This is a genomic window from Myroides sp. C6-3 (genome assembly GCF_050522425.1).
Classification (GTDB): Bacteria; Bacteroidota; Bacteroidia; order Flavobacteriales; family Flavobacteriaceae; genus Flavobacterium.
The window spans coordinates 148,330-171,791 of sequence record NZ_JBMVQP010000003.1 but is presented as its reverse complement, the minus strand read 5'-3'; the positions used below and the strand labels follow the sequence as shown (position 1 = coordinate 171,791).

General features: G+C 38.0%; 19 protein-coding genes. 13 read left to right on the top strand and 6 right to left on the bottom strand.

Features of this window, described 5'->3' with window-relative positions; all coding sequences use genetic code 11:
- Positions 1–254 precede the first annotated feature (254 nt).
- Positions 255–1,013: a 5'-methylthioadenosine/adenosylhomocysteine nucleosidase gene (locus ACPDG9_RS02655; protein WP_430526266.1), complete on the bottom strand. Its 759-nt coding sequence runs from the start codon at positions 1,011–1,013 to the stop codon at positions 255–257.
- Positions 1,014–1,315: 302 nt separating this feature from the next.
- Between ACPDG9_RS02655 and ricT the strand changes: the two genes are divergently transcribed.
- From ricT to ACPDG9_RS02630, 5 genes are all read left to right on the top strand, one after another.
- Positions 1,316–2,878: a regulatory iron-sulfur-containing complex subunit RicT gene (gene ricT, locus ACPDG9_RS02650; RefSeq protein ID WP_430526259.1), complete on the top strand. Its 1,563-nt coding sequence runs from the start codon at positions 1,316–1,318 to the stop codon at positions 2,876–2,878.
- The gene (locus tag ACPDG9_RS02645; protein ID WP_430526258.1) at positions 2,865–3,359 is read left to right on the top strand and encodes a gliding motility lipoprotein GldH; all 495 of its coding nucleotides are present in this window, start codon (positions 2,865–2,867) and stop codon (positions 3,357–3,359) included. The genes ricT and ACPDG9_RS02645 overlap by 14 nt, the downstream gene beginning before the upstream one ends.
- A gap of 15 nt (positions 3,360–3,374) precedes the next feature.
- Entirely contained in the window at positions 3,375–5,675 is a 2,301-nt protein-coding gene (locus tag ACPDG9_RS02640; RefSeq protein ID WP_430526257.1) for a penicillin-binding protein 1A, read from the top strand.
- Positions 5,676–5,743: 68 nt separating this feature from the next.
- The gene (locus ACPDG9_RS02635; RefSeq protein ID WP_060874623.1) at positions 5,744–6,442 is read left to right on the top strand and encodes a CoA transferase subunit A; all 699 of its coding nucleotides are present in this window, start codon (positions 5,744–5,746) and stop codon (positions 6,440–6,442) included.
- A 28-nt stretch (positions 6,443–6,470) separates the two neighbouring features.
- Complete coding sequence (locus ACPDG9_RS02630; RefSeq protein WP_430526256.1) at positions 6,471–7,127, top strand: CoA transferase subunit B; 657 nt, start codon at positions 6,471–6,473, stop codon at positions 7,125–7,127.
- Between the two features lie 29 nt (positions 7,128–7,156).
- Here ACPDG9_RS02630 and ACPDG9_RS02625 read toward each other — a convergent pair whose 3' ends face one another.
- Positions 7,157–7,951: an NAD(P)H-binding protein gene (locus ACPDG9_RS02625; protein WP_430526255.1), complete on the bottom strand. Its 795-nt coding sequence runs from the start codon at positions 7,949–7,951 to the stop codon at positions 7,157–7,159.
- Between the two features lie 97 nt (positions 7,952–8,048).
- Here ACPDG9_RS02625 and ACPDG9_RS02620 point away from each other — a divergent pair, with 97 nt between their 5' ends.
- Positions 8,049–9,317, top strand: coding sequence for an ectonucleotide pyrophosphatase/phosphodiesterase (locus ACPDG9_RS02620; protein ID WP_430526254.1), 1,269 nt, complete (start codon positions 8,049–8,051; stop codon positions 9,315–9,317).
- Positions 9,318–9,376: 59 nt separating this feature from the next.
- Here the strand turns inward: ACPDG9_RS02620 and ACPDG9_RS02615 are convergent, their stop codons facing one another.
- From ACPDG9_RS02615 to ACPDG9_RS02600, 4 genes are all read right to left on the bottom strand, one after another.
- A complete protein-coding gene (locus ACPDG9_RS02615) occupies positions 9,377–10,150 on the bottom strand; it encodes a porin family protein (protein ID WP_430526253.1) in 774 nt (257 codons plus the stop codon).
- Positions 10,151–10,165: 15 nt separating this feature from the next.
- Positions 10,166–11,296: a PCMD domain-containing protein gene (locus ACPDG9_RS02610; RefSeq protein ID WP_430526252.1), complete on the bottom strand. Its 1,131-nt coding sequence runs from the start codon at positions 11,294–11,296 to the stop codon at positions 10,166–10,168.
- Positions 11,297–11,574: 278 nt separating this feature from the next.
- A complete protein-coding gene (locus ACPDG9_RS02605; protein ID WP_430526251.1) occupies positions 11,575–12,396 on the bottom strand; it encodes a porin family protein in 822 nt (273 codons plus the stop codon).
- A complete protein-coding gene (locus tag ACPDG9_RS02600) occupies positions 12,383–13,468 on the bottom strand; it encodes a PCMD domain-containing protein (protein ID WP_430526250.1) in 1,086 nt (361 codons plus the stop codon). Before ACPDG9_RS02600 ends, ACPDG9_RS02605 begins: the two co-directional genes overlap by 14 nt.
- A gap of 322 nt (positions 13,469–13,790) precedes the next feature.
- On the opposite strand from ACPDG9_RS02600, the gene ACPDG9_RS02595 reads away from it, so the two are divergent.
- The 7 genes from ACPDG9_RS02595 (at position 13,791) to ACPDG9_RS02565 (ending at position 23,457) form a co-directional block, all read left to right on the top strand.
- Positions 13,791–16,115 (top strand): two-component regulator propeller domain-containing protein, encoded by a 2,325-nt coding sequence (locus ACPDG9_RS02595; RefSeq protein ID WP_430526249.1) that lies wholly within the window; start codon positions 13,791–13,793, stop codon positions 16,113–16,115.
- Positions 16,115–16,828 (top strand): DNA repair protein RecO, encoded by a 714-nt coding sequence (gene recO, locus ACPDG9_RS02590; RefSeq protein WP_430526248.1) that lies wholly within the window; start codon positions 16,115–16,117, stop codon positions 16,826–16,828. The genes ACPDG9_RS02595 and recO overlap by 1 nt, the downstream gene beginning before the upstream one ends.
- Positions 16,829–17,316: 488 nt before the next feature.
- Entirely contained in the window at positions 17,317–20,721 is a 3,405-nt protein-coding gene (gene ileS / locus ACPDG9_RS02585; RefSeq protein ID WP_430526247.1) for an isoleucine--tRNA ligase, read from the top strand.
- Positions 20,722–20,731: 10 nt separating this feature from the next.
- Positions 20,732–21,118: a TraR/DksA family transcriptional regulator gene (locus ACPDG9_RS02580; RefSeq protein ID WP_002988912.1), complete on the top strand. Its 387-nt coding sequence runs from the start codon at positions 20,732–20,734 to the stop codon at positions 21,116–21,118.
- Between the two features lie 84 nt (positions 21,119–21,202).
- Positions 21,203–21,796 (top strand): lipoprotein signal peptidase, encoded by a 594-nt coding sequence (locus ACPDG9_RS02575; protein WP_430526246.1) that lies wholly within the window; start codon positions 21,203–21,205, stop codon positions 21,794–21,796.
- A gap of 142 nt (positions 21,797–21,938) precedes the next feature.
- Entirely contained in the window at positions 21,939–22,895 is a 957-nt protein-coding gene (locus ACPDG9_RS02570) for a succinylglutamate desuccinylase/aspartoacylase family protein (protein ID WP_430526245.1), read from the top strand.
- Entirely contained in the window at positions 22,888–23,457 is a 570-nt protein-coding gene (locus ACPDG9_RS02565) for a 5-formyltetrahydrofolate cyclo-ligase (RefSeq protein ID WP_430526244.1), read from the top strand. Before ACPDG9_RS02570 ends, ACPDG9_RS02565 begins: the two co-directional genes overlap by 8 nt.
- Positions 23,458–23,462: the final 5 nt, after the last annotated feature.

Sequence of the window (23,462 nt, the reverse complement as noted above, 5' to 3'; positions counted from 1 at the left end):
AGCCCTAGAGCGTTTTTGGGAAGCAGCAAAAGCAGCAGGTAAAGGAATTGAAAACGTAGAAGACTAAGCCATTATAGCGCGTTATATTCTCAATTGTATCTACCAGCAAGCAGATCCGAATTACTCATTTATTTGAAGCAGCATAATTATCTTGGTTATCGTGATTATCCGGAGATGATCGAGGAAATACGTATGGAGCATGGGATGTGGTAGAAGGAGCGGTCGCATGATAAAATGAAACCGCCCTTTTGAGATTATTGAAAAAGTTGTTCTATGATTTCCTGCCCGTACACTTGGGAGATTTGCTGTACAAACGACTCAAAACTGAAACTAGCTTCTTGATTGGCCTTGTCAGAAATAGTGCGAATTACACTGCATGGAATGTTGTATTCATAACAAATTTGGGCTACTGCAGCTCCTTCCATTTCTACACAAAGTACTTGAGGTAAGGCTTGTTGTAATTGCTCTTTTTGTTGGTCAGTAGAGAAAAATTGATCCCCACTGGCAATCGTACCATAGTAGACTTTGGGTTGTTCAATGGCGAATTTCTTTAATTCTGTTGTTGCTATTTTAGTAGTAAGTATCGCAGGTTCGATAAAGTTTTCAATGTGTTTCATCACTTGAGTGGATCGCGTTGCATCCGTTTCAAAATAGGTCTTTTGAAGTAACGGTATTTCGTATTTTGGTCGCAGTGGTGAAACATCCATATCATATTGAATCAAATCTTTGGCAACCACGACATCACCGACCTCAATGTGCGGTGCGATTCCACCTGCAACACCAATAAAGATAATTTCACTCACGTTGAAACGCAACAATAAAGCAGAAGCAGTTGCCGCCGCCGCTACTTTTCCAATACGAGAAAAAACAACAACAACTTTTTGTTGGCCTAATTGGCCTTCATAATACGTGCGATTGCCAATTGTAGTGGCTACTTTATTTTGCAAAATAGCGATGATTCCATCTACTTCTTGGGGAATTGCCCCCATGATACCAATAATTTGTTCCTCCATTTTGAATCCTATGTTAGTAGACCAAAAGTAGAAATAATTGTTTAATATACAGATCGTATCTCTAGGGTTGTCACTGAATGATTGGGATTGTTCTCTTGCATGCATTAGTAATACTTGGTTTTTTTGGCGAATAAAATACAGATAAGAGTTGTATTTTATTTTTTTAGCGCAAAAGCGCGAATTATTACAACTAAAAAAATCTTGAAGTGGCCTATAAAAAAATAGTATCTTTACAACGAAAAGTGAGAATATTATTCCTCCTAATTTTGGAGGGTCAATCATATAAATACATAAATATATAAATGGCTTGTACAAATTGTTCAACGAAGACAGATAGTAATGGCGTACCTAGAGGGTGTCAGAGTAACGGAACATGCGGAACAGACAGCTGTAATAAATTAGCAGTTTTTGATTGGTTGTCGAATATGGTTTATCCAAATTCAGACAGCATTTTTGATATAGTTGAGGTTCGATTTAAGAACGGAAGAAAAGATTTTTATCGCTATCCTAGTGGGATGACTGTTGCAATGGGAGATATTGTTGCAACGGAAACCTCTCCAGGACACGATGTAGGAATTGTTTCTTTAGTGGGGGAGCTTGTTAAAGTTCAAATGAAGAAAAAGAAAGTAGATCCTGAAGGAGAAATCTTAAAGATCTATCGAAAAGCCACACAAAAGGATATTGACATCTGGCAAGAAGTTCGCGAAAAAGAAGAACCTGTACGCATGCGTGCTAGGGAAATTGCCATCAACTTAAATCTTGAAATGAAAATATCTGATGTTGAATTTCAAGGTGACGGATCAAAAGCAACGTTTTATTATACAGCAAGTGAGCGTGTAGATTTTAGACAGTTAATTAAAGAATTTGCGAGAGAATTTAGTATTCGCATTGAGATGAAACAAGTGGGATTTCGTCAAGAGGCTGCGCGTTTAGGCGGTGTGGGATCTTGTGGAAGAGAGCTTTGTTGTTCGACGTGGTTAACTGATTTTAGAAGTGTAAATACAGCGGCAGCGCGATACCAGCAATTGTCGTTAAACCCCCAAAAATTGGCAGGACAATGTGGGAAGCTTAAATGTTGTTTAAACTTCGAATTGGATACGTATTTAGAGGCTTTAAAAGATATGCCTGATGCAGATACGAAATTAATGACAGTAAAAGGAATCGCCTTTTGTCAGAAAATTGATATTTTCAAAGGACAAATGTGGTTTGCTTATGCAAATAATTCTGCCAATTGGTATGTGCTGACAGCAGAACAGGTGAAAGAAATCTTGGACTTAAATGCACAAAACGAAAAAGGGAATGAATTAGAAAGCTATAGCGAAGATATTCCATCAGATAAAGATCACTTCCAAAGTGCAGTTGAACAAGATAGCGTAACGCGTTTTGATCAACCAAAACGAAGAAGAAAAAATACCAAATCAAAAAGTAAACCCGCAGATCGTGAGGGTGCTGCCGCTGGAAGAGGAAATGAAGGGAAGGATACGGCTCAGTCAACTGAAGAGAGAAAACGCAAGCCAAGAAACAGAACCAAAAACGCGGAAGGAAGAGAAAAAGCAACAGGGAAAGAAGGTGACCGCAGAGTAGAAGGAAGACCAGAGCGAAAAACAACAGGTAGACCGGATCGCAAAGCGGAAGGAAAACCAGATCGCAAAGCGGAAGGAAGAGCGGAAGGAAGAGCGGAACGCAAACCAGAAGATAGACCAGATAAAAAACGCGTGAATCGCGAGCCTAAAGGAACGGAAGGGTCTGGAGGAGAGGATAAAGGAAGAAACCAAAAACCGCGTTCCAATAAACCAAAACCGAGAAAACCGCGTCCAACGAATTCAAATAACCCAACAAATAAACAAGAAGGTGAAAATAAATAAGCTTTATTTAACTTTGAGTCTTTTGTTTGTCCTGATGATTAGTTGTCAACAGGACAACAAAGTCGTTTTTGATGAGTTTCAACCAACCAAAGGCGTATGGGAAAGAAATGACATAAAAACTTTTGTTTGCGATGTTCAAGATACCTTGACCGCAACGAATATATTTATGAATGTACGCGTAAATAATGAATACCCTTATAGCAATATGTTTGTCATTTTCAAGCTGTACAAACCCAATGCTGAAATTGTCATCGATACGATTCAGTTTCAGATGGCTGCTCCCAATGGCGATTTATTAGGCAATGGATTTTCAGATGTCAAAGAAAGTAAATTATGGCTGAAAGAAAACTACGTTTTTGATCAAGTTGGAAAATACAAAATGACACTTGAACAGGCCGTTCGCGCGTTAGGGGATGTGGAAGGTGTACCCGCTTTAAACGGTATTAGCGAGGTTGGACTTAGAATCGAAAAAGCAGAATAAGTTTTTTAAAATTGTATGAAAAGTAAAAAACAAAAGAATCAATCAACAACGGGTTTCAAAAGATATTTAATGGTCTTTTGGTTCGGATTTTTAGGCTTAGGTGTAGCCTTAGTATTGTTCTTCCTATGTGCTTCTTGGGGTGTTTTTGGTGCAATGCCTACTTTTGATGAATTGGAAAATCCATCGAGTAATGTTGCGACGGAAATTATTTCAGAAGATGGAAAAACAATAGGAAAATTTTATTTAGAAAATCGCGTACCTGCAAAGTATGAAGATTTACCTCCGCACTTAGTTCAAGCGTTAATTGCTACTGAGGATGAGCGTTTTTACGGACACTCGGGAATTGATGCAAGAGGAACTTTGCGCGCCGTTACTTCTGTAGGGAGTAGTGGGGGAGCTAGTACAATTACGCAGCAGTTAGCTAAATTGCTATTCCACGGTGAAGGATCACGTAATTTAGCAAAGCGTATTACACAGAAAGCAAAAGAATGGGTTATTGCGGTTAAATTAGAACGTCAATATACCAAGGAAGAGATCTTAACCATGTATCTAAATAAAGCGGATTTTGTTAATAATGCAGTGGGAATCCGTTCAGCAGCGAAAGTCTACTTGGGGAAAGAACCCAAAGATTTAACTATTGATGAAGCTGCTATGTTAGTGGGGATGCTTCAGAACCCAGCGTACTTTAACCCAGTGCGTAGACCTGAATTGGTGCAAAAAAGACGCAATGTAGTTTTACATCAAATGGCTAAGAACAAGTTTATTACGCAAGAGGAGAGCGTGCAATTACAACAAGCACCGCTATCGTTGCATTTTACACCAGAAAGCCATAGAGAGGGAATTGCTACCTATTTTAGAGAGTACTTACGCGATTATATGCGCCGTTGGGTAAAAGAAAACCCGAAAAAGGACGGTACTACATATGATATCTATCGCGATGGATTGAAAATTTACGTTTCTATTGATTCGCGTATGCAAAAATATGCAGAACAAGCTGTTCAAGAACACATTAGCAACTTACAAGAAGAATTTTTTATTCGACAAAAAAACAATAAAAACGCCCCTTTTTATAAGATTTCAGAAGCTGATACAGAAGCAATTATCATGCGTGCGATGAAGGCATCTGAACGTTGGCGTCAAATGAAAGATGGAGGAAAGTCTGAAGAGGAAATCTTAAAGTCGTTCAAAGTAAAAACAGAAATGCGAATCTTCTCCTGGAAAGGGGAGATTGATACGGTGATGACGCCTCGAGATTCAATTTTGTACTACAAGCATTTCTTACAAACAGGAATGATGGCGATGGAACCTCAAACAGGACATATTAAAGCTTGGGTGGGGGGTATTAACTACAAACATTTCCAATACGATCACGTGGGACAAGGAGCAAGACAAGTGGGGTCGGTGTTTAAACCTTTTGTGTATGCAACGGCTATTGAACAATTGCACTATTCTCCATGTGACTCTATCATTGATTCTCCCTTTACGATGCCAAAAGGACGATATGGAATTGGTCAAGATTGGTCTCCTCAAAACTCCAATAGAAGTTACAAGGGAATCATGACCTTGAAACAAGCATTGGCGGGATCTGTGAATACAGTAACTGCTAAGCTAATGGATAAAGTGGGACCAAAAGCTGTCGTAAATATGACACGTGATTTGGGAATAACAACAGATATTCCACAAAGTCCTGCTATTGCTTTAGGTGCAGTAGATATCACTGTAAGTGATATGGTGGCGGCTTATAGTACATTTGCCAACCAAGGAATTTACGTGAAACCAATTTTCGTTACGAGAATTGAAGATAAAAATGGAGTGGTTCTATTTAATGCTATTCCAGAAACGAAAGATGTATTGAGTAAAGACGTCGCTTATACCGTAGTGAAGTTATTAGAAGGAGTTACAGAAAGTGGTTCTGGGGTTCGCTTGCGTACCACTTGGCAAGGACCAGGATATAAGCGAGTAACGGGACACCCGTATAAGTTTACCAATCCTATTGCTGGTAAAACTGGTACCACACAAAATCAAAGTGACGGATGGTTTATTGGAATGGTTCCTAATTTAGCTACAGGTGTATGGGTAGGAAATGACGATCGTGCTGCTCACTTCGATACGATGTTGTATGGACAAGGTGCTACAATGGCTTTACCTATTTGGGGCTTGTTTATGAGTAAATGTTATGCTGATAAGTCTCTACAGGTTTCTAAAGGGGCATTTGAAGTCCCTGAAGGATTATCTATTCGAGTAGACTGTAGTAAAATAGTCCAAGAAGCAGAGGATTCTGATGAAGAACTCGATACAAATGAATTTGATTTTTAATAGTGAAAAACGCCTTTTTTTAAAGGCGTTTTTTTTATATTTTAGAGCAGTTAATTAAACCAGAGATTATGATAAACAAAAAAGTAGCTAATGTTCAAGAAGCATTGGCTGATGTTCAAGATAATATGACGATAATGCTTGGTGGTTTTGGATTGTGTGGAATACCAGAAAACTCAATCGCAGAGCTTGTTCGCAAGAATATTAAAGGCTTAACGTGTATTTCGAACAATGCAGGAGTTGATGATTTTGGTCTAGGTTTGTTGTTGCAAAAACACCAAATTGACAAAATGATTTCCTCTTATGTAGGAGAAAATGCCGAATTTGAACGTCAGATGTTGTCTGGAGAACTTAATGTTGAGTTGACTCCACAGGGTACTTTAGCAGAAAAATGTAGAGCTGCAAAGATGGGAATTCCTGCGTTTTTTACACCAGCAGGGTATGGTACGGAAGTAGCAGAAGGAAAAGAAGTGCGTGTTTTCAATGGTAAACCTCATATTTTAGAAGAAGCTTTTGATGCTGATTTCGCCATTGTAAAAGCGTGGAAAGGAGACGAAGCAGGAAATTTAATCTTCAAAGGAACGGCAAGAAACTTTAATGAATGTATGGCAGGTGCTGGTAAAATTACGGTAGCTGAGGTAGAGGAACTTGTGCCAATTGGAACGTTAGATCCTAATGAAATCCACGTACCGGGTATTTTTGTTAAGCGTATCTTTCAAGGAGAAAAATACGAGAAGAGAATTGAGCAACGTACTGTTCGTCAAAGATAACAACCAACCAATCGTTTAAAAAAATATTATGTTAGATAAAGTAGGTATTGCAAAACGCATTGCAAAAGAGTTACAAGATGGTTTTTTTGTAAACTTGGGTATTGGTATTCCAACACTTGTTGCTAATTATGTACCAGAAGGAATGAATGTTGATTTTCAAAGTGAAAATGGCGTTTTAGGAATGGGCCCTTTTCCTTATGAAGGAGAAGAAGATCCGGACTTAATTAATGCAGGAAAACAAACGATTACAACCTTAGCAGGGGCATCGTTCTTTGATTCGTCAACCAGTTTTGGAATGATTAGAGGAAAACACGTAGACTTGACAATTTTAGGTGCAATGGAAGTTTCTGAAAACGGAGATATTGCCAATTGGAAAATTCCTGGAAAAATGGTTAAAGGTATGGGAGGAGCAATGGATTTAGTGGCTTCTGCAGAAAATATCATTGTTGCCATGATGCACGTAAATAAAGCTGGAGAGTCTAAGATTTTAAAAAAATGTAGCCTGCCTTTAACTGGGGTAGGTTGCGTGAAGAAAATCGTTACAGAACTCGCTGTAATGGAAGTTACTGCTAATGGAATTAAGTTACTAGAAAGAGCACCTGGTGTATCTGTCGAAGATATTATCAAAGCAACTGAAGTTGAATTGATTATTGAAGGGAATATCCCAGAAATGATTTTAGATTAAATAGAAAAGGAGGTTTTAACCTCCTTTTTTTATAGTGTTTGGTACGGAATTCCCGTTTGTTGGACTACTTTACCGCCCTCAATTTTTCGATGTGTTTTAGGGTCATTTGCTCCCAAAGGAGGCAAGGTTAAACCAAGTTCTTCCGCCTCTCTAGTATAATAATCTAAGCGATCTTTGTAATGAGGGGAAACCAAATTATAAATCTCATTTGTCTCAAAGGTTCCTTCTAAAAGTGCGGTTGTAAATTGGATAATATCATGAAGGTGTATCATGTTAATTGGCATTGCGGGGTTGTCAAGGATGTTGCGATTGACAATGTAGCGTACAGGTTTTCGATCCGGCCCAAACAAGCCTCCTAAACGCAAAATATAAGTCGTCAATTCACTCGTAGACCACAACACCTCTTCTGCTTCAATAATTTGTCTACTCGTTGGGTCATTGCTGTAGGAAGTACTAGACTCCGTGATAGACGTTTCACTGGGCTCATACACAGAAACAGAACTCATCATCATTACCTTCTTTACTTTATTCTTTGTAAGATAAGGAATCAGTCGCTTAAAACTGGTTTGATACAATGTGCTTTCTTCCCCTCTAATCGGTGGAATGGTGATTATTAAAACCTCAATATTCGATAGAAAAGCATGAATCTGATCCTCATTTGGGTTTTGCAAATCAACAAGGTAGGGATCAATGCCTAACGCTTTTAATTCGTCTAATTTACTTGGGCTTGTAGTAGATCCCTTTACGATATAGTTAGCTTGGAGGAGGTGTTGACTGAAGTGTAAGCCAAGCCAACCACAACCAAGTATTCCAATTGTTTTCATTTATTGTATTTTTTTACTATCAAAAGCTAAAATTAAACATTTCTTTTGGGTGTGTAGATTAATCTGTTGATATTTGAGTTTATAAATTTCAGTAGCCATGAAAAAAATCGTATTGTCTATGATGACTTTACTTCTTATAGGAGGGAGTTTTAGTACTCAAGCACAAGAAGTAGAAAAGCAGATTGTTATAAAAAACAGAGAAAACAGTCCAGAGCAACAGAAGAAACCTTATGTTATTCTTGTTTCTTTAGATGGTTTTCGCCATGATTATATTGAGAAGTATAAAGCGGAAACTCTAGATAGGATTGGCCTTATGGGGACACGTGCAAAATCGTTAATCCCTTCTTATCCTTCTGTTACTTTTCCAAACCATTATTCTATTGTTACAGGATTATACCCTGGGCATCACGGTTTGGTAGGAAATAACATGTATGAGCGCACAACGGGAGATCGCTATTCCTTGAGAAATGAAAAAGCAGTTACCGATGCAAAATGGTATGGTGGCACTCCACTATGGGTATTGGCAGAACAACAAGGAATGTTAAGTGCTTGTTACTATTGGCCAGGATCTGAAGCCGCTATTCAAGAAACGTTGCCAACGTATTATTACAAATATTCTGAGAAAAGCAGCATTGAAAGCCGTTTAACCCAAGTGGAAGAGTGGCTGAACTTGCCAGAAAAGGTACGTCCTCACTTCATTACTTTTTATATGCCCGATGTGGATCACGCTGGACACCAATATGGTCCAGATGCTCCAGAAACGGAAAAAGCAGTTTTACAAGTAGATCAAGCAATGAAAAAATTATTGGAGATCACAGAAAAATCATCTTTGCCCATTAACTTAATCATTGTTTCGGATCACGGAATGTTAGAACTCGATCAAGAGACACTATTACAGTTGCCAATCAAAGTGGAAGAAAAAGAAGTTGCAGTTGCATCAAATGGAACGTATGTAAGTCTTTTCGTTCACCAACAAAAGGATATTAAGACGTACTATGAGAAGATTAAAAAGGAAATGAATCCGAAGTTGATGCAAGTCTACTTAAAAGATGACTTGCCGAAAGAATTCCATTTCTCTAGCAAAGAAGATCGATATAATAGAGTTGGTGATATTGTTTTAACTGCTATGCCTCCTTATTATTTTACGAATAAACCGCTGGCTGGTAGCCATGGTTTTGATCCAAATGCAGTGAAAGAAATGCATGCTATTTTTGTGGCGAAAGGTCCTAATATTCTTAGTAACCATAAGGTAGATTCGTTCGAAAATGTTTTGGTTTATCCTATTATTGCAAAAATTCTAGATTTGAAGATCAACTATGATGAAATTGATGGGGATATGGATGTAATAAAACAAATCGTGAAGTAAAATACAACCTAGCTATAAAAAAACTCGATCTTTATTAGATCGAGTTTTTTTTGTATGTATTAAAATTGATACCCAAAACCTAAGTTTAAATAGATGTTGTGCATGCTAAATGAAATAGCGTCAAAATCTTTATCTAGGAGACTATTGAATCCGTAAGTAACATCGCCAAAGAGAAAGAAATGTTGATTTACTTTCCACTCTGCCCCAATTTGAGTTCCCCATTGGAATTTGTTGACGTTATTGGAAAAGTCATAATCGGCTTTCTTGCCATCTTCAAAGACTAATTTTTGTCCTGTAGGATTCGTTTGTCTCAAGTATCCATCGTACACATATCCATCAAAGGATTGGTCAATTGCCGTTGAGAAGTACAGTCCTCCATAGACATTCCATTGCTGGTTAATGTTGTAGGTTGCAAGCACGGGAAAAGTTAAATACGTATTGCGGATTTCGGTTTTAACATCCCCAGTAAAATGCCCTTTTACATATGCACCATTATAGTTAATCTCTGTGATGTAATCTTTTACCCTAGCGTCGGTTTTCATCCCTTTTCCTTCCACGCGAACGCCGAGGCGAACCCCCCATTTCTGTTCTTTAGAAAACCATTTGGTTATATTAGCTTCCATACCTAATTGCATGGTGGGATTATAACTTTTTATTTTTCGGATTTCGCGCGGTAATCCCAAAGGCGCTGCTCCTCCAATACTGAATTGAGAACGCACTTGGTAGGTGACATTCTCGTTAAAGAAATGGGCTGGTTTTGCCTCTTCTTCTTGGGCATAGGTCGATAATGCTAAAGGAAATAACAAGATCGTATATAGATAGTTAAAATTCATTGCCGTATAATTAAATTAGTTTTTTAAAATCTCTACTTCATCAAGGTAAAGTGTACTTCCAATTGCTCCATTAAAGAGACTTCCTTCTTCACTAGAAGAGAAAACAATGGCTAATTTGTATTTTTTTTGTGGTTCATAGTGTTTCCCTTCAACATAGGTAAACGGAATTTCAAACAACGTCCATGTATTTGTTTCTTTCTTTAACTCATCGGGAACACGGGCAATAGAAACAATTTTTTCATCCACAAAGTCATGGTCGCCGTATAAGAATTCGTCGGTGTTAGCTTCAAAAAGAATGGCATACGCATCCCAACGGTCTTCAGTTAGTTTGTTCTTGTCTGGGTTGTTCACTTGGAAATCTTTTCCTCTCGTATACTTGAAGAATCCTCTAAAAATCGCAGGCTCATAGTTGAAATCAAGTCCAAATTTAGTTCCCTTTAACGGTTTTGAAACAGCAGTTGATAAATCAAATTCACCCAAAAATAGGTTCCCCGCCGCTAATGGACTTCCCATCATCGGGCCTAAAGGCTCTGTTGATAAAGTCGTTAGTTTAATACCGTGACCAATAAAGCCATTCTCCGTTACTGAAGTAGGAAAATCACTTGGTTTTTTGGGATTGTCAGGATTACCATCCGTCAAAACATAACCTGAATTTCCACTTGCCCAATCAAATAGTTTTATTGAGTCTCCGTTTTTGTCAAGTCCCATTTCGTAAATAATATGGTAGTAGTCAGCCCCATAGAAGCCACCAACTACTTCTCTAAACGTTTCAAAGTTGTAGATTGTCGAAATTTCAGCATTCGTAAAATCGACAGTATAAATCTTACTCCATGTGTTGCTTTCTGAAGTAACGCGATAAATTAAGGGACCATGACTGAAATCTCGCACAGTTCCGCTTGCAGGGATAATTTTTGCTCCGGGGGTAAGAGTAAATTCAGGTGCAACCTGAGTTAAGTCAAGTGACTTTGAAACGCGAAAAGTAATCTTATCATTACTAATGATTGGAGCAGTTAGTAAAAATTCTTGATTGATAGTAGCCGTTTCAATATCTGCTTCTGCATTTAAAGCTTCATCTTTGATACAAGATGAAAAAAGTAGCCCTATCGAAAGCGATAGGGATAAGAAAAAATAGTTGTTTCTCATCATTGAAAGTAGTTTTTTTAATGTTTAGGTAACGATTTATTGATCTTAACGAAACCCTTTATTGCAAATTTACCTTATAATGTTGAGAATTATCGTTTTTTGCTTTTTAGTTGTTTATATTGTGATTTTTAATGCTTAAAATGAATGAAATTGTTCTGTTAATTTCACACTATTGAGATAAAGCTGTTTTTTTTATAACAAAATGAATTAAAAGCGACTAAAAATAAACACTTACTCAGTAGTTTTGGTTCTTCTTTGTTCGCTATGCGTCGATGCTATGTTTAGAATTGATATCCAAAACCGAGGTTTACATAAATACTATACATATTGAACGTAATAGCTTCAAAATCTTTTTTAAACAGGTTGTTGAGTCCCCAATTCAAATCTGAAAAAAGTCGAAAGTGCTCATTCATTTTGTATTCAAATCCTAGTTCTGTTCCCCATTGGAAGCGATTCAGGTCGGCTGAAAAATCGTATTCTCCTTTACCGCCATTGTTAAATTCCACTGGGGTACCTATAGGATTACCTTCTCTTAAAACACCATCGTATACATAACCGGTAAAATCTTTATCAATTAATCCAGAAAAATAGAAACCACCATAGACATTCCATTTTTCAGTTGCCTGATAGACTGCAAGAACAGGAAATGTAATATAGGAGTTTTTCATTTTGGTTTTTACATTCCCTGTAAAGTAACCTTTGGTTTGTTTCCCTGCTTCTCCATCAATTTGAGTATAGTAATTTTTTACTCGTGCATCGGTTCGCATACCACGACCTTCAAAGCGCAATCCCGTGCGTATGCCCCAAACATGGTTGTCAGCAAGCCATTTAGTAGCGTTAACTTCTAGTCCCAATTGTAAGGTAGGATTGTAGCTATTTATTTCTCGTATTTGTGCGGGTATACCCAACGGTGTACTCCCTCCAATACTGAATTGTGCTCGGGCTTGATACGTTGTGTTTTTCTTGAAAAATGCAACAAAACTAGACGTGTTTTCTTCTGCTTGTGAAGCAAGAGGGTCTATTTGTGCCCAAAGGTTGTTAGGTAGTGCTACAAGACAAACCAACAACAAATAAAAGAAGCGGATGCGATTATTCTTTTTCATAAACTAATTCTATTTCATCAACAAACAAGGTACTTCCAATTGCCCCCTTAAAGGATGCACCATCAATACTCGAGGTCATAACAAGGGCAATCATGTAGTTTTTGTTTGGGTCATAGGTTTTGCCTTCAACCAGTTCAAACGGAAAACTAAAGGTACGCCAGGTGTTAGTTTCTAAGCGATCTTGTTGGGGAATTCTCGCTATAGCGACGTTTCTCGGATCTTCAAAATTGTGATCGCCAGTTAAATAATTATCCTTTTTCTGTAATTCAAAAATGATGGCGTACAGGTCAAAAGAATCCTTGGCGCCTACTACTTCTTTAAAGTGCTCATCCGTAACAACCTCACCCGCGGTGTATTTGTAAACACCTCTGACTTTAGTAGGTAAAGCACCCGTATAAGGGAGCCCAAATCGCGTAGATTTTAGGGTGTTGAATGGATTGAGCTTAAATTGCCCTAAGAATAAATTTCCCGCAGCGATAGGGTTTCCCGTTCCTGCAGCGAAACTTGAGGTATATACGGTTTGCATTTTAACGGCCAATCCACCTTGTCGCCCTGGAACAGCAACTGTGGGATAGTTTTCAGGTGGAGTAGACCCTGCAATTGTCGCATAACCCTGATTCCCACTGTCCCAATCGTAAATCTTTTCACCGTTAGAACCAATCTCATAAAAGCGATAGTAGCGATCTCTATCTGTCAGTTCTGCATTGTTGAAGTTGTAAAACGTACTTAATTCGTCGCTAGTAAAACTGACAAGGTATGTTTTTTTCCAACGCTTGTCTTGAGCGGTAACCACTACTTCTTGTGCCGTGGTGAAATCTCGTGTTACCCCATTGGGCGGTTCCATAGTCGCATTGGGCGAAATGATGAAAAAAGGAGTCTGTTTTTCTAAAGTAACAGTTGACTTTACGCGAAACTCAACAGAAGTATTCGTGATAATGGGATCCATTTTCAAATATTCTGTTGGAATATAAGCTTCGAGTATATCGGCATTTGTGTCTAGTTCTTCGTCTTTAATGCAACTACTACTTACTAGACCGATTCCGATTAAAAAAAGGAAAACGCTGTTCTTCATATGGGGGTTTTTACTTCAAGTGCGATTTAATTTCACAACTACCTTGCCAAGGTAGATACTTTGCTTGTTTAAGTAGGAAAGATACTACTATTTTATTTTTAATAAAGGATTTTATTCTGTCATTTAGTGGTAGATGTGGTGTTTTTATGCTAAAAAGAAAGAAGAATGTAAGTTGTTTTTGTTTTTTGCCTATCGCATGATAAAAAATAGAAACCTCGATAGGGTAAGGAAGTGGTGAAACGCAAACGCTAAACCAAAAGTGCAGCATTTTTACTTTATTTTGGACGATAATAGTATATTTGTTTGATAGTAAATAAGCGGTATGAAAATCAGAAGTTTAATAGGATTGTTGTTTTTTGTGGTTACGAGTCTTTGTGCACAAGAAAATCACAAGTGGAATAGCTATTTTTCTTATAAAGAGTTAGTTGCACTGGCAAAAGGAAAGGATGTTGTTTTTGGTGCAACTCCATCTGCCTTGTTGCGCTATAACGTCAGTAGTAATAGCGTTGAGGTTTACAATTCTATTAGCGGATTAAAGACAAATACCATCACAGCGCTTTACTTTAGTGAAGTCCATCAAAAAGTCCTCATTGGCAATGAGGATGGGAGTTTACTCGTTTTTGAATTGAAAAACGATCGGATACGAACGATTTTAGACATCAAGAATAAACCTAGTTTACAACAATTTGAGCGTAGAATTAATGCCTTTTTGGAGGTGAAAGGTGAGCTTTACATCGCAACTAATTACGGAATTAGCGTGTTTAATCTCAATAACAACACTTTTGGTGATAGCTTTTATATTGGCCAAAATGGCAAGAATACGGTTGTAAAAGAAATCATGGCCACTGAGACGGATGTGTTGGCTATTACGGCTGAAGGAGTAAAACAAATCGCCCTGCAGAATGCTAATAAAATAGACTATCGACAGTGGAATACGTGGGAAAATACTAAAACTTGGGAACATGGTTATGTCTTGGAGAACAAGATTTATTTAAGTGCGAAAGCAGACGCTACCGTTTACCGCTTGAATCAGTCGCAACAATTTACTGCTGTAGCACAAGCAGATCAACCGATTGTGAAGTTCAACGTTAATGAAGAAGGAAGATTAGTTGTGATTACCTCAGCTAAGTTGTTTGAATTATATGCGGATAATCAACTGTTAGCGTTAGTAGATCAATCCGATCTTGTTGATGCCGTAGCAGTAAAAGGCCGCTATTACTTAGGAAGTAATTACCACGGATTGATCCAATGGAGCAAAAGCGGATCTCGCGAATGGCTTTCACCAGATGGTCCCGAATCCAATCGCGTTTTCTCATTGCTAGCCACACGTGCAGGAACATGGTTTATCAGTGGGGGGTATGATAAAAATACCTATAACCCCTACGTCCCTACGTTAACAGCACGAGGGTTGAGCTATTTCAACAAGAAAAAAGGATGGGAGTTTATTTCTTTTGCCCACCTAAAAGAAGCGTATGCCTTGACCTATGCCACGCTGAATCCCAAAAATGAAAATGAATTATATGTGGGGTCCTACCATTCAGGGTTGTTACAGATTAAATTGAAAAGTCAAGCTCTTCACGACAGTGAAGTAACCTTGTGGAACCACGAAAATACGGGAGCAACAGGTTTAGAAAATTTAGAAATTGATCCTAATGACCCCAATTTCCCCATGGATTATGCGAGTGTGCGCGTCAATGGAGTAGTTTTTGATAAGCAAGGAAAGCTGTGGGTAACCAATAATTTTGTGCGCCGTGCCCTAAAGAGTAAAGACGCCAATAACAAATGGGAATCCTATACTACGTCTACCGGTATGCTTGACTATAAAAGAGGAAATTACGGACGATTAGTTGTCGATAGAAACAATACCAAATGGATTCCATCGCTTGAGGATGGGTTATTTGTCTTTAACGAAACGAAGAATAACCGCTTGACTGTTTTAGGAACTGATTCGGGTACATTGCCTTCCGATAATGTGAGTGCACTTGCGTTAGATAAAAACAACCAACTGTGGATTGGAACGAATAAAGGGTTGCGCGTTATTCAAAACGTCAATCAGTTTTTGCAGACCTCGAATCTCAAGCCAACGAATATTGTAATCGAAGAAGATGGAATTGCGGAAGAACTGTTTTACCAACAGTACATTACAAAGATTGAAATTGACGGAGCCAATCGCAAATGGGTAGCAATTGCAGATGCGGGAGTTTTCTTAGTATCTGCAGCAGGAAAAGAAATAATCCATCACTTTACGAAAGACAATTCACCGTTGCCAAGTAATACCATCAACGATATTGCTGCTGATCCGCTATCAGGAGAAATTTTCTTCGCTACAGATCTCGGAGTTGTTTCATTTGTTGGAGACACTTCTGAAGGACAAGAAACCAATAGCTCGTTTTATGCCTATCCGAATCCCGTTCGACCAGAATATTTAGGTGAAGTCCGCATCGTTGGATTAATGGATCGCGCGGTAGTTAAAATTACCGATATTGAAGGTAATTTAGTTTTTGAAGCGACTTCTACTGGCGGTACGGTTATTTGGGATACGCATGCGTTCAATGGAAAGAGAGTTGGGTCTGGGGTGTATTTGATTATGGTATCTTCAGCGGACCATAGTGATACAAAAGTGAAAAAATTAATGATCATTCGCTAATGATTATACAAACCAAAGCGATCGTATTGCAAGCGATCAAATATCAAGATAAAAGTTTAATTGTCAAATGCTTGACGGAAGAAGTAGGGATTCAAACTTTTTTTGTTCGCAACGCTTTTTCTAAAGGGAAAAATGCGCCAAAAATAGCCTATTTCCAACCTTTAATGTTGCTAGATGTCACTTTTTCTTTTAAGAATAAAGGAGGAATGGAATATTTTAAGGAAATAAAAGTAGATCAAGTCTATCAAACGATTTACTACGATTTTTCCAAAAATAGTATCGCACTTTTTGTCAGTGAAATCTTGAGTATGATTGTGAGTGAGCAAGAACGAGACAAGCAATTTTACGCTTTTGTAGAGGCTGCATTATTGTGGTTGGATACGCATGAAGAAACCGCTAATTTTCATCTCTTACTGTTGGTCGAGCTGACGAAATATCTCGGATTTTATCCCGATGTGTCAGAAGTAACCTGCCACTATTTTGATTGGTATGAAGGAGTTTTTACGGATATTCACGTGGCAAATTGCTTTGATGCGGAGGACACATTCCTGTTCAAACGCTTGTTGCAATTGGGTTTCGAATCAGATCAGAAAGTATTCTCTTCTCGTGATAGAAAAACGCTATTGACGCTGCTGATGAAATATTATGAAGTTCATTTCACTGCTTTTAAAAAGCCAAAATCTCTGGAGATACTGAAAGAGGTATTTGCGTAATTTTGTTCGTTAAATATCCTTAAGTACGGTTGATCGCTTTTTTAAACCTGAGCTACAGGAGTAAAAGATAGTATACTTGACATTGCTTGATCTATTTTAAAAATGCAATACAATAAACCAAAGTGTTGTGTAATTAATGCAGTATTCAAGCTATTTCGTTCGGGATGAGTCCATAGTGAGTCCATGGTGTGTCCATAGTGAGTCCATTAAAACGATAATTTTAATAGAGGCACTATGGATGCACAATAAAGGTAAGTTATACTCATCCCGAAGAAAACCCAACTATAGTCAGTTCAAGCTTGAACTAATCCGTAATCGGTCATTAGTTGTTGTACAATGAATTTATGTAATACCAACACTCTACATCTACCAAACAAAAAACGCCAAACAGTTAATTTTTGCCCTTTTTAGTAGCAATTATTTGGTATGTAATTAAATGAAAATGCGTAAATTCGCCCAATTGATTAAAAAATAGTAGAATAATAACGATGAGCACTAAATTTACAGAATATAAGAATCTTGACATGTCAGGTGTAGCATCAGAGATGCTAGAGTTTTGGAAAGAACAATCCATATTCGAAAAAAGTATTAGTACAAGAGAGGACAATAAGCCTTTTGTATTTTTTGAAGGACCCCCTTCAGCGAATGGTAAACCTGGTATTCACCACGTAATGGCTCGTACGATTAAAGATATTTTTTGTCGATATAAAACACAAAAGGGGTTCCAAGTAAAGCGTAAAGCAGGTTGGGATACGCATGGATTACCAGTTGAATTAGGGACAGAGAAAGAATTAGGGATTACGAAAGAAGATATCGGGGTAAAAATTACCATTGAAGAATATAACCAAGCATGTAAACGCACGGTGATGCGTTATACAGACTTGTGGAATGAACTGACGCAACAAATGGGATACTGGGTGGATACGAATGATCCGTATGTAACCTATAAACCGAAATACATGGAAACGGTATGGTGGTTGTTGAAACAGATTTACGATAAAAATTTATTGTACAAAGGTTATACAATCCAACCGTATTCGCCGAAAGCAGGTACAGGTTTATCTTCTCATGAGATCAACCAACCAGGTGCGTATAAAGATGTAACAGATACGACGATCGTAGCGCAGTTTAAAGCAATTGAGGCAACGCTTCCTGCTTTTTTACAAGGTTATGGAGCGATTCATTTCTTGGCTTGGACGACAACACCTTGGACTTTGCCTTCGAATACCGCGTTGACGGTTGGTCCGAAAATTGACTATGCATTAGTACAATCATTCAATCAATATACGGGAGAGCCCATCCTAGTGATTTTGGCTAAACCGTTAATTGGCAAGCAATTTGCTGGTAAATTTGTTGCGGTTGAGACCGAGGCAGAGGTAAATGCCTACCAAGAAGGAGATAAGAAAATCCCTTATTTCGTTGTAAAAGACTTTAAAGGAGCGGATTTAGTGGGAATTAAATACGAGCAATTATTGCCGTATACCTTGCCGTACCAGCATCCTGAAAATGCTTTTAGAGTAATTGCAGGTGATTTTGTGACGACAGAAGATGGAACGGGAATCGTGCATACCGCACCTACTTTTGGAGCTGATGATGCTAAGGTTGCGAAAGAAGCAACACCAGAAGTTCCCGCTATGTTGATCTTAGATGCAGAAGGAAATCCTGTGCCTCTAGTTGATTTACAAGGGCGTTTCGTTAAGGAAATGGGAGAAGAATTAGGTGGTAAATATGTGAAGAATGAGTATTATGATGAGGGTACCGCACCGGAGCGTTCAGTAGACGTTGAGATTGCAATTAAATTAAAAGAAGAAAATAAAGCATTCAAAGTAGAAAAATACGTACACAGTTACCCACATTGTTGGAGAACAAATAAACCGGTATTGTATTATCCTTTAGACTCTTGGTTTATTAAAATTACAGAGGTAAAAGATCGCATGTTCGAACTGAATGAAACAATAAACTGGAAGCCAAAAGCAACAGGAGAAGGTCGCTTTGGAAATTGGTTGAAAAATGCCAATGACTGGAACCTTTCGCGTTCGCGCTACTGGGGTATTCCCTTGCCAATCTGGAGAACAGAAGATAAAACGGAAGAGATGATCATCGGTTCTGTTGAAGAGATGATGACCGAAATTGCCAAATCTCAACAAGCAGGTTTCCAACAGGTCAATCCGTATGAAGGATTTGTAGTTGGGGATATGTCAGAAGAGAACTACGACAAAATTGATTTACACAAAAATGTAGTAGATTCGATTGTTCTAGTTTCTCCTAGTGGAAAACCAATGTACCGCGAGGCAGATTTGATCGACGTGTGGTTTGACTCTGGTGCAATGCCGTATGCACAATGGCATTATCCATTTGAGAATAAAGAATTAGTAGATCAAAATGGCGCTTATCCTGCAGATTTTATTGCTGAAGGTGTGGATCAAACACGTGGATGGTTCTATACGCTGCATGCGATTGCCACTTTGGTTTTCGATACAAAAGCATATAAAAATGTAGTTTCTAATGGTTTAGTATTAGATAAGAATGGATTGAAAATGTCCAAGAGTTTAGGTAATACGATTGATCCTTTCGAAACGCTTGCGGAACACGGACCAGATGCCACTCGTTGGTATATGATCTCGAATGCAAACCCTTGGGATAACTTGAAATTTGATTTAGAAGGAATTACCGAAGTAAGAAGAAAATTCTTCGGAACACTTTATAATACGTATAATTTCTTCGCGCTATATGCGAATATTGATGGATTTAATTACAGCGAAGCGGAGGTACCTTTAAAAGATAGACCAGAAATCGACCGTTGGATTTTATCTGAGCTGAATACACTCGTACAAAAAGTAGACGAGTTTTATGCAGCGTATGAACCAACACGTGCGGCAAGAGCCATTACAGAATTTGTAACGGAAAACTTGAGTAACTGGTACGTGCGTTTATGCCGTAGAAGATTCTGGAAAGGGGAGTACGCACAAGATAAAATCGCAGCTTACCAAACGTTATACACTTGTTTAATTACAGTGGCTAAACTAGGTGCTCCTATTGCTCCTTTCTTTATGGAAAGACTTTACAGAGACTTAACATTAGCAACGAAACAAGAAAACGTTGAATCTGTACATTTGGCTGACTTTCCAAAATACGATGCTTCATTTGTGGATGCTGGTTTAGAAAGCAGAATGCACAAGGCTCAAATTATTTCGTCTTTAGTGTTGTCACTACGCAAAAAAGAAATGATTAAAGTACGTCAACCGCTACAGCGTATTATGATTCCTATTTTGGATGAAAATCAACGCTTAGAGATCCAAGCAGTAGAAGATCTGATCAAAGCTGAGGTAAACGTGAAAGAAATTGAACTGTTAGATGATGCTTCTGGTATCTTAGTAAAGCAAATTAAACCTAATTTCAAGACATTAGGTCCGCGTTTTGGAAAAGATATGGGCTTGATTGCTAAGGAAATACAAGGCTTTACCCAAGACAATATCAATGAAATTGAGAAAAACGGGGAGATTGTTTTAAATTTAACAGAAAAAAGTATTATATTAACACTTTCTGACGTTGAGATTACTTCTCAAGATATCGAAGGATGGTTAGTTGCTAATGAAGGGGGAATTACAGTAGCCCTTGATATTACTATTACGGAGCAATTGCGCAAAGAAGGGATCGCCCGTGAATTAATTAATCGCATCCAAAATATTCGTAAAGATTGTGGATTCGAAGTAACAGATAAAGTAAAAGTTACATTGCAAGATGTAGTAGAAATAAGAGAAGCTGTTTTAGCAAATGAAGATTATATTAAATCTGAAACATTAACTCATACATTGGAATTTGTAGATGCGTTAGCAAACGGTGTAGATGTAGAGTTTGATGAGCTTAAAACGCGAGTATTAATTTTAAAATAAAATTAAAATTATGAAAGAGACTGGCGAATTAGTACGTTATTCTGACGCAGAGTTGGCAGAATTCAAAGAGTTGATTCAAGCTAAAATTGAAAAAGCACAAGCTGATTTAGAACTGATCAAGAGTGCATATATGAATGATTTAAACAACGGAACAGATGATACGTCACCAACGTTTAAAGCATTTGAAGAAGGTAGTGAAACGATGTCAAAAGAAGCGAATTCTCAATTGGCAATTCGTCAGGAGAAATTCATTCGCGATCTAAAAAATGCATTAATCCGCATTGAAAATAAAACATACGGATTGTGTAAGGTGACGGGAAAGCTAATCGACAAAGAACGATTGAAATTAGTTCCTCACGCTACAATGAGTATTGAAGCAAAAAATATGCAACGTTAATTCTATAAACAACGCTCTTTTAACTAAAAGAGCGTTTTTTTTATCACGTAAAATCGTTTACATTTGCTTCTAAAATAGAAGAGAATGTCATTAAAGAGAGCCTATTTACTAGTTGCTATAATTTTAATTATTGACCAATGGTCAAAAATTTACATCAAAACTAATTTCTTACTAGATGAAGAAATTTTTGTCTTTGATTGGTTTAGGATCCACTTTATTGAAAATGAAGGTATGGCTTGGGGAGTTGCTCTTCCTGGTGATTATGGTAAATTGGCATTGACCTTGTTTCGCATTATTGCCGTATTTGGTATTGGATGGTGGTTGCAAGATTCTATAAAGAAAAAATTGTCCAATTATTTAATTGTCGCTATTTCTTTGATTTTAGCAGGAGCAGTAGGTAACATTATTGATTCTATTTTTTACGGTGTTATTTTTGACGATAGCACCCACCAATTAGCTACGCTTTTTACGGATAAACCCTATGGCACCTTTTTTCACGGAAAAGTCGTGGATATGCTTTATTTTCCTATCTGGAGAGGGTACTTGCCTGAGTGGCTACCCATTTGGGGAGGAAAGTATTTTACTTTTTTTAATGCCATTTTTAATTTTGCCGATACGGCTATTTCAGTTGGAGTAGGTATCTTGATTGTTTGGAATAAACGCATTTTCAAAAATTAGTTTAGCATTTAGAGGCAACAGATATGCTAAATAAGACTATGGATGGGCTTGGAATGAAATGATGCACACGGTTGAAATAAAAACAATGTTTACAGCAAATAAAGAATTTTAGTATCTTCACTTCTTGTAAAAAAGGAACGTTATGAAGATATTAGAGGAAGTCGTTTTGCCCGGTGAGAGTAAGACGCTCAATTTAGAAATTGCAAGATTACATACAGCAACCAAATTAAAGATTCCTGTAATTATTTCTCGTGCCCTTGAAGAGGGACCGACGGTATTGCTTTCAGCTGGCTTGCATGGCGATGAACTCAATGGAGTAGATATCGTTCGTCAAATCGTTCACAGTGGAATGAATCGTCCAAAACGCGGAACGATAATTTGTATTCCCGTGATTAATATCTTTGGATTTATCAATAAAACCCGTGAATTTCCCGATGGTCGCGATTTAAATCGCGTTTTTCCAGGAAGTAAAACGGGGTCTTTAGCTGGGCGATTTGCCTATCATATCTTAACACATATTATTCCGCATGTTGATTTTGCGATCGACTTTCACGCCGGTGGACAAAGTCGCTTTAATGCCCCTCAATTGCGCATTGCTACGGAAGATCGAACCGTACTAGAGCCTTTAGCTGCTATTTTTCATCCTCCTTTTCTCTTGTATTCCAATCAAATTACCGGATCTTTCCGAAATGCCTGTGCAAAACGAGGCGTTAATATGCTACTGTTCGAAGGTGGAAAGTCACTTGACATTAATCCAGAAGTATCCAAAATGGGGGTAGAGGGAACTAAACGAGTGCTGCGTCACTTTGGTATGCTCGACGACCAATTCGAAACGGAAAATAGAACGGATAAAATGGTTGTGATTGAGCAATCTATTTGGGTTCGCGCGAAACAGTCGGGTTTGATGCACGATCAAGTTGCGGTAGGCACTTACGTTCGCAAAGGCGAAGCCTTGGCCTATATTTCTGATCCGTACGGCAAAGAAAATGTCATGATCAAAGCCCCGAATAGCGGTTATGTCATCAATGTCAATGACTCGCCAATTGTCTATCAAGGAGATGCTATTTTTCACCTGTCTAAAAACACAACAAATGAATAAAACTATTTTACGTCAAAACTATAGCCAAGCAAGAGCTGCACTTTCACTAGAAGAGATGGAAGAAAAGAGTTTAGCCATTGCCAACGGCGCTTTGCGTTTACCTATTTGGGATAAAACAAATTATCACTTGTTCTTGTCTATCGAATCTAAAAAAGAAATCGATACAGAGTTTTTGTTGCAAGTGTTAGCAGGGAAAGATAAAAACATCATCTTATCCAAATCTGATTTCAAAACGGGGGAAATGCAGCATTATCTTTTAACGGATAATACCGTGCTCAAAGTGAATAGCTATGGGATTCCCGAACCACAAGAGGGTATTCAAATTGCCGAATCTCAATTGGATGTAGTCTTTGTGCCGTTATTAGCCTTCGATGAACAAGGAAATCGCGTGGGTTATGGAAAGGGGTTTTACGATCGATTTTTGCAAAAATGCAGACCGGATGTTATCAAAGTGGGGCTGAGTTTCTTTGAAGCCGAAACAAGTATAGCCAATATATCTGAGCTGGATATGGCCTTAGATTATTGCATTACACCTACTAAATTGTATACGTTTAAAAAATAAAGCGA

What these genes read in the sequence shown, in the direction of transcription:
- ACPDG9_RS02610 (WP_430526252.1), bottom strand. Translation starts at nt 11,296, where the DNA reads ATGATGAGAAACAACTATTTTTTCTTATCCCTATCGCTTTCGATAGGG.
- ACPDG9_RS02640 (WP_430526257.1), top strand. Translation starts at nt 3,375, where the DNA reads ATGAAAAGTAAAAAACAAAAGAATCAATCAACAACGGGTTTCAAAAGA.
- ACPDG9_RS02565 (WP_430526244.1), top strand. Translation starts at nt 22,888, where the DNA reads ATGAATAAAACTATTTTACGTCAAAACTATAGCCAAGCAAGAGCTGCA.
- ACPDG9_RS02605 (WP_430526251.1), bottom strand. Translation starts at nt 12,396, where the DNA reads ATGAAAAAGAATAATCGCATCCGCTTCTTTTATTTGTTGTTGGTTTGT.
- ACPDG9_RS02595 (WP_430526249.1), top strand. Translation starts at nt 13,791, where the DNA reads ATGAAAATCAGAAGTTTAATAGGATTGTTGTTTTTTGTGGTTACGAGT.
- ACPDG9_RS02630 (WP_430526256.1), top strand. Translation starts at nt 6,471, where the DNA reads ATGTTAGATAAAGTAGGTATTGCAAAACGCATTGCAAAAGAGTTACAA.
- ACPDG9_RS02655 (WP_430526266.1), bottom strand. Translation starts at nt 1,013, where the DNA reads ATGGAGGAACAAATTATTGGTATCATGGGGGCAATTCCCCAAGAAGTA.
- ricT (WP_430526259.1), top strand. Translation starts at nt 1,316, where the DNA reads ATGGCTTGTACAAATTGTTCAACGAAGACAGATAGTAATGGCGTACCT.
- ACPDG9_RS02620 (WP_430526254.1), top strand. Translation starts at nt 8,049, where the DNA reads ATGAAAAAAATCGTATTGTCTATGATGACTTTACTTCTTATAGGAGGG.
- ACPDG9_RS02580 (WP_002988912.1), top strand. Translation starts at nt 20,732, where the DNA reads ATGAAAGAGACTGGCGAATTAGTACGTTATTCTGACGCAGAGTTGGCA.
- ACPDG9_RS02615 (WP_430526253.1), bottom strand. Translation starts at nt 10,150, where the DNA reads ATGAATTTTAACTATCTATATACGATCTTGTTATTTCCTTTAGCATTA.
- recO (WP_430526248.1), top strand. Translation starts at nt 16,115, where the DNA reads ATGATTATACAAACCAAAGCGATCGTATTGCAAGCGATCAAATATCAA.
- ACPDG9_RS02625 (WP_430526255.1), bottom strand. Translation starts at nt 7,951, where the DNA reads ATGAAAACAATTGGAATACTTGGTTGTGGTTGGCTTGGCTTACACTTC.
- ACPDG9_RS02570 (WP_430526245.1), top strand. Translation starts at nt 21,939, where the DNA reads ATGAAGATATTAGAGGAAGTCGTTTTGCCCGGTGAGAGTAAGACGCTC.
- ACPDG9_RS02635 (WP_060874623.1), top strand. Translation starts at nt 5,744, where the DNA reads ATGATAAACAAAAAAGTAGCTAATGTTCAAGAAGCATTGGCTGATGTT.
- ACPDG9_RS02600 (WP_430526250.1), bottom strand. Translation starts at nt 13,468, where the DNA reads ATGAAGAACAGCGTTTTCCTTTTTTTAATCGGAATCGGTCTAGTAAGT.
- ACPDG9_RS02575 (WP_430526246.1), top strand. Translation starts at nt 21,203, where the DNA reads ATGTCATTAAAGAGAGCCTATTTACTAGTTGCTATAATTTTAATTATT.
- ileS (WP_430526247.1), top strand. Translation starts at nt 17,317, where the DNA reads ATGAGCACTAAATTTACAGAATATAAGAATCTTGACATGTCAGGTGTA.